This is a genomic window from Acinetobacter sp. 1124_18A (assembly GCF_052824995.1).
On sequence record NZ_VTDF01000004.1, the window covers coordinates 83,727 to 97,062 of the forward strand.

Here is a 13,336-nt window from a genome sequence, read left to right on the forward strand (position 1 = left end):
CATGAACTCAAGAGTACAGGTGTCTTATCAACCTATTATTGATATTGAATTTAGTGGATTACACTTAATTGAAGCTTCGGCCGGTACAGGAAAAACCTATACCTTATCAAGTTTGATGGTTCGTATCTTTCTTGAAAAATATTTGCCTAGACAAGTCATTGCAACCACGTTTACCCGTGCTGCCGCTGCTGAGTTAAAAAGTCGTATTCGCGCCCGTTTGGTTGAAACGTATCGTTACTTAGAGACCAAACGCAGTTTTACTGAACACGAATTAATGATGCAGGCCGAGCAAGAGCCTGATTTATTACTCCAACATATTTTAAAAAGCTTCGCGACGCGTATTGCCTATGCGTGTGAACGTTTAAAACTGGTCATCGATCAGTTAGACGAGTTATTTGTCGGAACACTCGATAGCTTTAGCCAAAAACTATTACGTGAGTTTGCCTTTGAGAGTGGCAAAATTGAACGCGCTCAAATTACCGATGATGCTAAAACTTATAGCCGACAATTGATTCATGATGTTTTGCGTGAATGGATACAGTCTCAACCTCAGACCGTGATTGATGCGTTGTATCTAGCAGGAGAGTTAAAAAGTGTCGATGGTTTTGTCAAACTGGTCGAAGACTCTCTTAACTTTAGTTCTGCTCATTTTAAACTTCCTGAAAAAACAACCATTCAATTTGAACAACTTGCTCAGCTCAAACAGTTGGCAACAGAAATTGACTTAAGCCTTTTAAAGCCGTATTACTTGCTTGATGGCGAACACTATAAACATGTGAGCGGCACAATATTTCGTAATGGGGTGTTTAATAAATTATTTAGTGAGTGTTTACCGCAGCTTTTGCAAGTTCTAACGCAAAGCGACAGCATTTTGGTTTTTGATGGGTCTTTGGCAGCACAACGTGAGCTTGTTTTTAAATTTTTAGGTCAACTTGCCGATCAGAAAGTTTTTAAGAAATGTCCTGCTGAAATTTCAGATGGTTTCTATCAACATCCTTGTATTCAACAGATTCAGCAGTTATTTGGTGTACTGAAAAACTACGCCGAGCAGTTCGACCAGCTTCATATTTTTTTAAAAGCCTATTTGTGTGTAGAGGTGAAAAAACGTTTACCTCAGGTTTTACAAAATAAAGGTGAAACTACTTTTTCTCAGCAAATTCGTACACTTTCTGAAGCTTTAAAAGGTGAGCAGGGGCAGCGTTTTGCTGTATTTGTTCAGGCACGTTATCCCTTAATTTTGGTCGATGAATTTCAAGACACTAACCAAGATCAAGACGATATGCTGGCGAGCATTTGGCGTCATCCAGAGCGCTACCAAAAAGGCTGCATGATTATGGTGGGTGACCGTAAACAGGCGATTTACGGTTTCCGTGGTGGGGATATGCTCACCTTCTTAAATGCCTATAAAGATATTCAAGCCAAACACGGCCGCGAATATAAGTTAATTCATAACCATCGCTCTGTTGCTGACTTAGTTGAAGTGGTCGATGCCTTATTTCAACGACAAATGGATTTTGGTGAAGAGGTTCAATATGACCCAATTCGAGCAGGAACTCGGCCCCATCCTGTACTGATTGAGCAGAACAATCATAATCCTCATCCTTTACGCTGGCTCATGCTCAAAGATAAAGAAACAGAGGCTCAGCAAGTTGCTTGGAAGATTCGGGATCTACTCAACCAGTCACATGCTGGACAACTATATTTTCAAAAAGATGCTCAGACTCAAACCTTAAATGAAGATGATATTGCGGTATTGTCCCGTAACCATGATGGGCTTGATAAAGTTCAATTTGAGCTAGAGCGTTTAGGAATTCGGGTTAACAGACCATCAAAACGAAGTGTTTTCGATTGCACGATTGCCCAAGACGTTGGTGCTTTGCTGACTGCCATACTTCATCCTTACGATGAGGCAAAAGTGAAGCGAGCTTTAATTAGTCGTTTATTTGCCATGGATTTAAAACAACTCTTGCAGCTTGAGCAGACAGCCGAAGGGTTAAGCCAGTTTATGACCGGTTTTGACGTCATTCGTGAGTTGTGGTCCGCTCAAGGCTTTTTAGTGGCATGGCAGCAATGTCTCATCCAGTTTGATATATGGCAAAATTTGGTCGCTGCCCAAAGTAAAGATAATGAACGGGTTGTGGTGAACTTGCGTCATTTGACTGAAATTTTGAGTCAGCACAGTGAGAAATACTCAGGCGCGCAAAACCTCTATCACTGGTATCTCAAACAGTTGGGTTCTCCTCTTGATCGTGATTGGGAGTTAGAGCGTAAATTGTCGAGTGAAGCTGGTGTTCAGCTCATGACAATTCACCAGTCAAAAGGACTGGAATTTAAGATTGTTTTCTTATTAGGTGCAGACAAGCCCTTTCGAGAAAATAATAAAACTCTGAATTTCTCGACCCAAGATGTGGTCCAGCCAGACTCAAGCCAGACCCTGACTCAACGTGTGGTCGCGATTGCTGATAAAACTTATTTGAATGAAGTTGAACTTAAGCAGCACGAAGAACGAGCGCTTGCTGAACAGAATCGCCTTTGGTATGTGGCTCTAACGCGAGCAAGCCACCGCGTCTATGCACTTTTACAAGATCTTGATGGAAAATCGGTATCAGGCCTCGCATTTTGGAAAAATAGGACTGAGCCTTTTCAACACCGTTGCTGTACGGATGAAATGGTTTTGGAGCAGATTCCACAGGCAATTCATTTAGCCAAACAAACAAGTATTATTGAAATACAAGCACAACGGTTTCCTGAACAACGTTTTTATTCGAGAGGTAAAACCAGTTTCAGTTACTTGGCACAGCATTTAAAACATAAGGCTGGCACAGATTTATTGGCGAGTCAGAGCAATGATGCTGTATTAGCAGAAGATGAGCTGGATTTAATTAACACTGCTGAAGCAATTAGTTCTCAGCCGATTGACTGGATCAAGAGTAACTTTCCGCGAGGAACGCTTGCTGGTAATTTCTTACATGAAATTTTTGAGCATATTGATTTTCAATGTTCAGATGACTGGATCATAGAAATACGTCGCCGTTTTAAAAATGACTATAGTAGTCTTTGGCAAGATTTACTTAATAAATATATAGAGAGCTTCCCAGAGCAAGAAGATGCCGAAAATCTGCTTTACCAGTCAGTTGCAGAGTGGCTGAAAGATGTCTTGCGAACCCCTCTTTATCAAGGTTTCCGACTAAATCAGCTTCAACAAGAGCAGTATTTATCAGAGTTTCCTTTTTATTTGGCCTTGTCAGATCGGGTTTTAGCCATGAAACGTATTCAGCAACTCTTTGCTGAGTATGGTTTGAATATGCCTGAATTACTTGAAGCGCGTTCAGCACGTTACCTTAATGGTTCTATCGATTTGGTTTATTTTGATGGGCAGCGTTACCACATTGCCGATTATAAAAGTAATTACTTAGGAGATGATCTTGCAGATTATCGTAGCGATAGCATTGCTCAAAGTATGTCTTTGGCAAGTTACTGGCTACAGGCAGGTTTATATCTCGTTGCATTACATCGCTATTTGCAAGTCAAAATGCAGGATTACCAAATTGAGCAACACTTAGGTGGGGCAACTTATCTTTATTTACGTGGCATGAATGGTGAAGCTGAGCAGGGCTATTATTACTGGCAGCCTAACATTGAGTTTATTCTGCGTCTTGACGCCATTTTAGGGTATTTTGCTGAGGATAAAATTGCATGAAAAATGCTGATAAAGTATGTAATTTTAATATTAACAAATATTTGGCATGTGGATAAACCTGTCTACAACCATGTGGACAAGCGTGTGGAAAACTAGGTGGATAAGTGTGTGGACAATATAAATAGCTCTGAACAAGCCGATTTAAGCTGGTTAACAACGTGGAGTAACTTCTTAAATCAGGCTCCATTTACTGAGCAATCGCAAGGGCCAGAAGCCACTTCTTACTTGCAGCAGCTTATTGAAGCGAGCTTACAAGGCGATAGCTGTATTGATGTCAGTTCTGAGCAAATTGCAGCACTTGGTCAGCTTGCTATATCTGCCGATCAAGCAACCTCAAATGTTGCCCCATGCATCTACGATGAGCAGGGGTTGGCATTATACCGATATTGGCATCTAGAGCAACGCCTTGCAGAACAAATTTGTCGATTAAAGCAACAATTAATTCAACCTGTATCTTGTGAAGACTATATAAGCCTCCTCACAGATCCTCATCAACAGGCAGCTTTACAAATGGTTGCTCGGCAGAGCCTGAGTATTATTACGGGTGGGCCAGGTACGGGTAAGACCTATACGCTTGCACGTATTATTGCTGTGCTTAGCCAAGCAATTCCGCATATTCGTGTGGCGATGGCTGCTCCAACAGGTAAAGCGGCACAGCGCATGCAAGAAGCTTTACAGAACTCGTTTAATGACCCTAAATTGCTTGAGTCCGGATTAGTGAGTGAAGAACTAAGGAATCAGGGAACACAAACGATTCACCGTTTGTTGGGAATGGGACATAGCCAAACACCACGTTTTAATCAAAAACAACCGCTTCCTTATGACGTGATTGTCGTCGATGAAGCTTCCATGCTGGATTTAAATCTAGCTACTCTTCTATTTGAAGCAGTGCCAGAGTCCTGTCGAATTATTTTATTAGGAGATGCAAATCAGCTCGCTTCCGTTGATGTTGGAGCTGTTCTTGCTGACTTGCAACAAATACAGGTACTCACCGACAACAGGGTACAATTACAAACCAGCCGCCGTTTTGCTGAAGGGGCGTTGATTGGGCAGGTTGCTAAATTTATTCAGGCACAAACCTATCAACAAGATCATGTAGCTGTTTTACAGCAGTTTGAAATTGATATTGTTGAGGTTTCTGAACTAAAGCCCGTAGTTTTACAAAATGACATGCCAGATGTGGTTCAGCTTGAGTATTTGCCAGAAGGGAATCACGCAGAAGTCGAAATTTATTATCAGAAGCTCATGCTCGGTTTCCAAGGGTATGTAAAAAGCCTAAAAAACTATTTAAAAGAAGAACGCTCGATTGAACAGGTCCAAAACGTAGTAAAAGCTTTTGATGACTACCGCATTTTAACGGCTGTTCGTCATGGCCCATTTGGGTTACAGCAGTTAAATCAATATGCGCAGCGTTGGATACAGCAACAGTTATCAATAGTGACAGCAGGTGGATGGTATGTTGGTCGTCCGGTAATGATGACTTATAACGACTATCAACTTGGTATTTCAAATGGTGACATTGGTTTGTGTTTTGAACATAGAACTCAACCTCAGCAGTTTGAAGTATATTTTCCAAGTTTGAATAAATGGGTCGCTGCAAATCGATTACCTAAAAGTATTCAAAGTGCATTCGCTTTAACGATTCATAAATCGCAAGGGTCTGAATTTACACACACTGCTGTCGTTCTGGATCATGCTGCAAAGAATTTATTAAGCCAAGAGCTTATTTACACAGCGATTACACGCGCTAAAAAAGTAGTGAGTCTTTTGGTTCATCCTGAAGCTTTACTACAGTCCTTTACAGTTCGTACGACACGGAAAAGTGGTTTAGTTCAGAAAGTTAATCGGTTAGTTCGTTAAGCCAAACTTAATATTTTCACCCTTGTAAGAAAAAGCTTACATAGATTCGAGATATTTGCTGCTAGAGTACACCCCACGTTTTTGAGATTATAAACGCACAACGAGCTTGGCAAGGAATGTCGGGCAAAATCGCACAATAATAATAGCTTAAGTCGAGAGACTGCGAACTTACAATGATGTAGGTGTATAAAGAGGAAACTTACAGCCGCTAAGCCTTGTAGTTTTGGGAGAGACTACAGGGCTTTTTTATATTCTCAATTTTATTTACTTCTAAACAATGATTAGAAAAGTTCGGATTTAAGCCAATATTGAGTGTAATTTCTTTTAAAAATTTATATCAATAATATCAATATATTTATCTGTAATATGATTTTTAAACAGCCATTTTTCCTGTGAATTGTTAAGTTAAATGTTATACAGAACTGTACGATAATGGGGCAAAAACCGTTATCTATTAAATATTAGACAGACCTGTACGTTTTTGCTTACATGATGATAAGAAAAATACTACTTTTCTTCATAATTGGATGTGTCACAATACATCACATAAGGAAATAGAAACAAAGACACTGGAAGTGAGTTAAAACAACAAGAAGGATGTGACTAGCATCTCACTAACGATAATAAAAACAGAAATAACACGATAAACAAAAACTACAGCGCAAAAACCCAAGCAGAAATGCTTGGGTTTTTTATTTGCTTTTATACTAAGTTAGTTTCATGAGAGTCGCTACCAAACAAAGATCGGCGTTGATCTCTAGGAATACGTGGACATTGAGTTGAAATCTGATAAAGCACGTTGGCTAAAGCAGGAAGGTGTGTTCCTACTACAGATTTTCCTGTTGTTAACAGAGAAACGCTAATATCTCTTTCAGGGTCGGCCCAACATAAAATATTGGAGAACCCTAAGTGGCCAAAAGCTTGCCCCGTCATTGGGCCAAACAAACCAACTGGATTACTGCCTAACATTGGACCTAACGCATAGCGCATTGGAATTAGTAAAGTACGATCAATATTAACGCCTGTGGTTGGTAATGTTGCCCTGAAAATCGTTTTCTCACTGAAGATTTGCTGACCGCCATAACTTCCTCCACTTAAAAGCATTTCAAAGAAACGTCCAGCTTGTTCTGCACTGGTATAAATGTTGCCGGCTGGGCAAATTGTGTCCATAAAACGGTTATCGTTAGTGACATCAACTGCAAGTTGCAACCCTCCACCTAATACATGGTTGAGGTAGTGGTCGGTGCCAAGGCGAGGGTGTAGACCCGTTGCACAGTTTAAGGCAACCTCTGAGCGGTATTCTGGTTTTAAGCCATAATTGAAATAAGGCATTCCCATCGGTTTTTCGATAGTTTGATGTACAAAATCACGTAAATCTTGCCCAGTCACCCGTTCAATGACTTCTCCTAAAATATAACCCGCCGTCACAGCATGATAGGCAAGATGGTTACCAGCAGGAGACACAGGTTTGGCAGCATATAAACGTTTTAAAATTTCATCTTTATCAAATAGAAGTTCGGGCGTGACATCGCCATCAATATAGGGAATGCCACCACGATGTGCTAATAAATGAAAGATCGTCGCACGACGCTTACCGTTAACACCATATTCGGGAATATAGTAGCTCACAGGATCAAGCAAATTGATTTCGCCTTTTTCATCTAATAGATGAATTAACATAGCGGTAATCATCTTCGATGCTGAAAACAGACAAACGGGCGTATCCGGAGTCGCAATCAGGGCATTCTCCTGTAGTCCCGCCGGAGAGTTCCCTTGAGCATATCCAATGCTTCTGTTGAGCAAAATTTTACCTTGTCTACGTAAGCAGAAGGTAATGAGTGGATAATTTCCAGTTTTATATAGTGCTTCTATACTGTTCCAGATTTTTTGAATCTGGCGTTCAGTCATTCCACCCTGTTCAGCAGAAACTTCATCTTGACGACGAATAACTTGCTCAATATTGTCCGGTACTGGACAAGTGTTGGTTGAAAAAATTTTCACACGTCCCTCGCGCTTCTTTCTTTTTATTCAAAGCTAGTGTGCAGGGTTAAGATGCTCGTGTCAGTGTCTAAAATGACAAGTTACTGAAAACAATTTTGCAATCCACCCATAGATACCTTAAAATAGACAACTTGCTGTAGTGATGCACGGCAGTCAGTTGCCTCAACTGATTCATATCGTTAACTTTTTTAAGCATCTCGGAGAAATCGAATGGCTTTAACTAATGCAGACCGCGCAGAGATCATTGCTAAATTTGCTCGCGCTGAAAATGACACTGGTTCACCAGAAGTACAAGTAGCTTTATTGACTGCTCAAATCAATGATTTACAAGGTCACTTTAAAGCTCACAAACACGACCATCACAGCCGTCGTGGTTTGATTCGTATGGTTAACCAACGTCGTAAATTGCTTGACTATTTAAATGGTAAAGACCACGGTCGTTACACTGCTTTGATCGGTGCTTTAGGTTTACGTCGTTAATTCGATTTTCACTTTGTTTTCGCTATTTCGCATGTCGCAATGCTTTATCGCTGAAAAGAGAGTTTCACTTAATTTTAGGTTAAGTGATGTTTAGAAGGGGCGCTTGTGCGCTCCTTCTTTGCGTTTAATATTATTTAAAATTTTTGGCCTAGTGTGATGGCTTCTAAGCTTTGTCATTTATCTACCAATAGTTGTAGTCTGAATGCCAAACCTTAGGGGTCTCACTAGAATAAAATTAGGAAAATACAATACATGTCAATGTTTAATATCGTTCGTAAAGAATTCCAATATGGTCAACACACTGTTGTTTTAGAAACAGGTCGTGTTGCACGTCAAGCAAATACCGTTTTAGTTACAATGGGCGGCGTAACTGTTTTAGTTGCAGTTGTTGCTCAACCAAAAGCAAAAGCGGGTCAAGACTTCTTCCCGTTAACAGTGAACTACCAAGAAAAACAATATGCTGCGGGTCGTATCCCAGGTGGTTATGGTAAACGTGAAGGCCGTCAGTCTGAAGCTGAAACTTTAATTTCACGTCTTATTGACCGTCCAATTCGTCCATTGTTCCCAGAAGGTTTCTATAACGAAATCCAAGTGACAGCTACTGTGGTTTCTTCTGACAAAACTATGGATGCTGACATTGCTGCAATGATCGGTGCTTCAGCTGCAATGTCAATTGCGGATGTTCCATTCCGTGGTCCAATTGCAGGTGCACGTGTTGGTTTAATCAACGGCGAATACATTCTTAACCCAACCCAAGAACAATTGAAAGAAAGTGATCTTGATCTTGTGGTTGCGGGTACTGAATCTGCGGTACTGATGGTTGAATCTGAAGCGAAAGAACTTTCAGAAGACCAAATGTTAGGTGCTGTACTTTTCGGTCATGACGAAATGCAAATTGCTGTTCAAGCAATTAAAGAATTCGCTGCTGCTGCTGGTGCAGTTGAATCAACTTGGGTTGCTCCAAGCAAAAACGAAGCTCTTCTTGAGCAATTAAAAGCAGCTTTCGAAGCTAAAATTTCTGAAGCATATACGATTGCGGTTAAACAAGATCGTTATGCAGCACTTGATGCACTTTATGCAGAAGCTGTAGCTCAGTTCGTTCCTGAAAATGACGAAACTGGTATTGCTGATGAAGTAAACGAATTATTCGAAGACCTTAAATACCGTACAGTTCGTGACAACATTTTGTCAGGTAAACCACGTATTGATGGTCGTGATACCAAAACTGTTCGTGGTATCGACGTTCAAGTGGGTGTGTTGGGTCGTGCGCATGGTTCTGCATTGTTCACACGCGGTGAAACTCAAGCGTTGGTAACAACGACTTTGGGTAATACTCGCGATGCATTGATGGTTGATACATTGTCAGGTACTAAAACTGACAACTTTATGTTGCACTACAACTTCCCTGCATACTCTGTAGGTGAAACTGGTCGTGAATCTGGTCCTAAACGTCGTGAAATTGGTCATGGTCGTTTGGCGCGTCGTGGTGTTCAAGCAGTTCTTCCTGCTGCTGACCGCTTCCCGTATGTAATTCGTATTGTATCTGACATTACTGAATCTAACGGTTCATCTTCAATGGCTTCTGTATGTGGTGCGTCATTATCACTTATGGATGCGGGTGTTCCACTTAAAGCACCAGTTGCTGGTATCGCAATGGGCTTAGTGAAAGAAGGTGAGCGTTTTGCAGTACTTTCTGACATCTTAGGTGATGAAGATCACTTAGGTGACATGGACTTTAAAGTAGCAGGTTCTGAAAACGGTATTACTGCACTTCAAATGGACATTAAGATTGAAGGTATTACTGAAGAAATTATGGAAGTTGCATTAAACCAAGCATTTGCTGGTCGTATGCACATCCTTAATGAAATGAACAAAGTGATTTCACGCGCTCGTCCTGAAATCAGTGCTCATGCACCGACATTTGAAGTGATTAACATCAATCCAGACAAGATCCGTGATGTTATTGGTAAAGGTGGCGCAACGATTCGTGCCATTACTGAAGAGACCAAGGCTGCGATTGATATCGAAGACAATGGTACAGTTCGCGTATTTGGTGAAACTAAAGCTGCTGCGCGTGCTGCAATTGCAAAAATTCAAGCACTTACTGCTGAAGTTGAACCAGGTAAGATCTATGACGGTAAAGTAATCCGTATTGTAGAATTCGGTGCGTTTGTAAATATCATGCCGGGTACTGATGGTCTTCTTCACATTTCGCAAATTTCAAATGAACGTATTGCGAACGTAACTGATGTTCTTAAAGAAGGTCAGGAAGTGAAAGTACAAGTTGCTGATGTTGATAATCGTGGTCGTATTAAATTGACTATGAAAGACATTGAACAAGCATAATTGTTCTGGTGACATGAAAAAGTCCGCTTGATGCGGACTTTTTTTATGGCATGATGCAAGTAATACAAAAACAGATCGTTGTGGTATGCAGGTTTATTATTTTTATCGCCATCAAAGCGACGGCTATGTCTTTTTAAGCCGTGAACAGCATAGTGAACATGTTCTGGAGTTTTTCTGGATTGATAGTGTCAGAACGGATGTGGTTAACCATAACGAAGAATGGCAACACGAGATTCAAAAGCTTTCAGGCGTAGTTATTAATGAATTTCATATGCGGGATATTGCCAACATTGAACATCCCTGTGCATTTGATACGCTTGAAGAATATGACCTATTAATTTTTAAGAAGCTGGTCACACCTGACGATGAAATTAAACATGCAGAATCACAAGATAGTGTTTTTGGTTTAGCGACCACACCCATTAGTTTTATTTTAACGCCGGATGTGTTGATTAGTGTGCGCGAGCAGGGGAATAAGTCGATTGAAAATTATATTCAACGTCTCGAAAATATCTTATGTAAAACGTTAGAAGAACAAAACAAAACCCGTAAATTACCGAATTCCCCCGTCGATTTATCATTACGTCTGTTAAATAGTATGGTTGATGGCTATCTTGATATCCGCTCGCCATTAACGAGAAGAGTCGAGCATTGGCAGCAACAATTGTTACAGGGTAATCGCCGTTTTAAACAATGGCACCAACTATTTCATGAAAATATGGCCTTTCAACAGGTCGAAAATTTATGTGAAGAACAAATCGAAACCCTTCAAGAATTTCGGGATGAAATTGTAGAGAATTACCACCATGTCGTTGGTGGTCACATCCGTAATTCTCAAGATATTTTACTGGTTCGTTTAAATGATTTAATGAGTCATGTTGAACGGATTCAGAAACATACTTTGCGGTTACGTAGCGCAATTCAGTCGGCTATTGATTTACATTTCTCGGCAATTGCAAACCAAACTAATGAAAACATGCGGATTCTTGCGATTATCACGGCAGTCTTTGCACCGCTTACCCTTTTAACTGGCATTTATGGAATGAATTTTGAGTTTATTCCTGGTCTTAAATCACCCGTTGGTTTCTGGATTATGCTGGGTGCCATGCTGATTAGTACGCTTTTTCTGTTGTACTATTTTTACCGACAGCACTTGGTTGGACGTGGTGAAAAAAGTGTCATTGATTTGTTAGCCCAGCAGCATCGTCAAGATCGGATGAATTTATTTTGGTTTTTGGAATATGAGCCGATTAAACAGACTGTGAAGGAATTGGAAAAGATTACTAGGTTGAAATAAATTTTTATTTTTACACGACGGAGTCTTCTCATTAATATATCAAATAGTTATAGCTAATTCGTTACTTTGGTTTCGCCCAAAGTAACCAAAGGCATTTGTCATCCTTAGAACCTGTTCACTACCAGCATTTAACTAATTTTATTGCAAAAACAATACTATTTAGATAATGGGCAGGCCAAGGATGACTTTTAGCTCAAGCTATACCTCGGAAAATATGATTTCAAAAAAACTTAATGAAAATGCTTCAACTGTTTTCTAAGTTGTTGTACTTCATCAATCAAATCTAGCATCACCGCAACTGCTGCCAAACTTGCGTCAAAGTCACGTTGCAGACGATAAGCTTTACGAGCACGGGCAACATCTTCACCCATAAATTGGTGTGCTTCAGGTGTATTGTCGACTGATAAAATGTCATATTCAATTAACTGAATAATCCAGTCAGGGCTTTGACCACAAGCTTGAGCAAATTGTTGTAGATCAAATGTAGATTGTTCATCAACGACCTCCGCACTAAAGGTATGGCCGTCATATACAATTTCTCGATAATGAATGGTTGTCATGATCTTGCTCCCTAATGAGATGAACGAGGTTCGAATGAAGCGAAGGCTTCAGCCAGTTGCTGATAGGCTTGTTTTTCTTTTTCAGAATGTGCTGGTGGGAATACAATATTTAAAATTAAATAGAGATGGCCTGGCGTTTTATTTGGTATCCCTTTGTCTTTTAAACGTAGCTGTTGTCCTTGTTTTGGATTGTGAGGTAAATTGACATTTAAAGGTCCAGCTGGTGTTTTTACTTCAATACCTTGACCTAACGCAGCTTCCCACGGAGCCACATCTACAGTCAAATATACATCACTACCTTCAACATGAACGCGGTCTGTGTCTTTGTACTGAATTTCAATATAAAGATCGCCGTTGGCACCGCCATTGATCCCACGTTGTCCTTGTCCAGTTAAGCGGATTTGCTGACCTTCTTTCATACCTTTTGGTATTTTGACTTGTAAGGTTTTGCGTTGAACTTCAGGCTCGCCATAAGCATTCACGGTCGGAATTTGCAGGGTAATTTGTTGCGTTGATCCCTGATAAGCAATATCAAGATCGACCTCTATGCTAGCATGTTGGTCTTCACCGCGATAACTACGCTGTTGTCTGTGGTGTTGCTGCTGACCACCACCAAATCCTGCACCAAAGCGCCCAAATAAATCTTCAAAACCGCTAAAGTCTGCTTGCTCACCACCCGTAAAGCCTTGGCGATAAAACTGTGCTCCATCAAAACCGCCTTGCGCAGCACCCTGACCAAAGTCATTGAAACCTTGAGGGTGATCTAACATCTGGTCATATTCAGCTTTTTTTTCGGCATTGCTTAAGGTGTCATAGGCAACATTAATGGCCTGCATCTTTTCTTCTGCATCTTTTTCTTTGCTAATGTCAGGATGATATTTACGAGCTAATTTTCGATAAGCTTTTTTAATTTCATCAGCAGAGGCTTTGCGTGTAACCCCTAATTCTTCATAATAATTTTTTGCCATAATGTTTTATCACGATGGTGTGGTTTATTTCATTATGAAACGATTTTTAAAGTTTTCAATAAGCTAGATTGTATAAGAGTTGTTCTATTCCAAAATAAAATCGAGAGGAAGAGGCATAGATAAA

8 protein-coding genes are annotated in these 13,336 nt (G+C 40.3%); 5 read left to right on the forward strand and 3 right to left on the reverse strand.

All coding sequences use genetic code 11. From position 1 onward, the window contains the following. The first annotated feature begins 1 nt into the window (after position 1). Both FY048_RS10305 and recD read left to right on the forward strand, forming a co-directional pair. A complete protein-coding gene (locus FY048_RS10305; protein WP_446091057.1) occupies positions 2-3,700 on the forward strand; it encodes a UvrD-helicase domain-containing protein in 3,699 nt (1,232 codons plus the stop codon). A gap of 108 nt (positions 3,701-3,808) precedes the next feature. Next, positions 3,809-5,560: an exodeoxyribonuclease V subunit alpha gene (gene recD / locus FY048_RS10310; protein WP_446091058.1), complete on the forward strand. Its 1,752-nt coding sequence runs from the start codon at positions 3,809-3,811 to the stop codon at positions 5,558-5,560. 702 nt (positions 5,561-6,262) lie between these two features. Here recD and FY048_RS10315 read toward each other — a convergent pair. After that, entirely contained in the window at positions 6,263-7,561 is a 1,299-nt protein-coding gene (locus tag FY048_RS10315) for a serine hydrolase domain-containing protein (RefSeq protein ID WP_446091059.1), read from the reverse strand. 210 nt (positions 7,562-7,771) lie between these two features. On the opposite strand from FY048_RS10315, the gene rpsO reads away from it, so the two are divergent. From rpsO to FY048_RS10330, 3 genes are all read left to right on the forward strand, one after another. Beyond that, the gene (gene rpsO, locus FY048_RS10320; protein ID WP_002114951.1) at positions 7,772-8,041 is read left to right on the forward strand and encodes a 30S ribosomal protein S15; all 270 of its coding nucleotides are present in this window, start codon (positions 7,772-7,774) and stop codon (positions 8,039-8,041) included. A 258-nt stretch (positions 8,042-8,299) separates the two neighbouring features. After that, positions 8,300-10,387 carry a polyribonucleotide nucleotidyltransferase gene (pnp, locus tag FY048_RS10325; RefSeq protein ID WP_446091182.1) on the forward strand — a complete coding sequence of 696 codons (2,088 nt, stop codon included), beginning with the start codon at positions 8,300-8,302 and terminating at the stop codon, positions 10,385-10,387. Positions 10,388-10,472: 85 nt separating this feature from the next. Next, on the forward strand, positions 10,473-11,684 hold the full coding sequence (locus FY048_RS10330) for a magnesium transporter CorA family protein (protein ID WP_446091060.1): 1,212 nt from the start codon (positions 10,473-10,475) through the stop codon (positions 11,682-11,684). Between the two features lie 230 nt (positions 11,685-11,914). Here the strand turns inward: FY048_RS10330 and FY048_RS10335 are convergent, their stop codons facing one another. Both FY048_RS10335 and FY048_RS10340 read right to left on the reverse strand, forming a co-directional pair. Then, positions 11,915-12,244: a chaperone modulator CbpM gene (locus FY048_RS10335; protein WP_016139411.1), complete on the reverse strand. Its 330-nt coding sequence runs from the start codon at positions 12,242-12,244 to the stop codon at positions 11,915-11,917. Positions 12,245-12,255: 11 nt separating this feature from the next. Continuing rightward, complete coding sequence (locus FY048_RS10340) at positions 12,256-13,212, reverse strand: DnaJ C-terminal domain-containing protein (RefSeq protein WP_446091061.1); 957 nt, start codon at positions 13,210-13,212, stop codon at positions 12,256-12,258. Between the last annotated feature and the right edge of the window lie 124 nt (positions 13,213-13,336).

Excerpts from the sequence above, each read along its gene's own strand:
- FY048_RS10305 (WP_446091057.1), top strand. The coding sequence starts at position 2 with ATGAACTCAAGAGTACAGGTGTCTTATCAACCTATTATTGATATTGAA.
- rpsO (WP_002114951.1), top strand. The coding sequence starts at position 7,772 with ATGGCTTTAACTAATGCAGACCGCGCAGAGATCATTGCTAAATTTGCT.
- pnp (WP_446091182.1), top strand. The coding sequence starts at position 8,300 with ATGTTTAATATCGTTCGTAAAGAATTCCAATATGGTCAACACACTGTT.
- FY048_RS10330 (WP_446091060.1), top strand. The coding sequence starts at position 10,473 with ATGCAGGTTTATTATTTTTATCGCCATCAAAGCGACGGCTATGTCTTT.
- FY048_RS10335 (WP_016139411.1), bottom strand. The coding sequence starts at position 12,244 with ATGACAACCATTCATTATCGAGAAATTGTATATGACGGCCATACCTTT.
- FY048_RS10340 (WP_446091061.1), bottom strand. The coding sequence starts at position 13,212 with ATGGCAAAAAATTATTATGAAGAATTAGGGGTTACACGCAAAGCCTCT.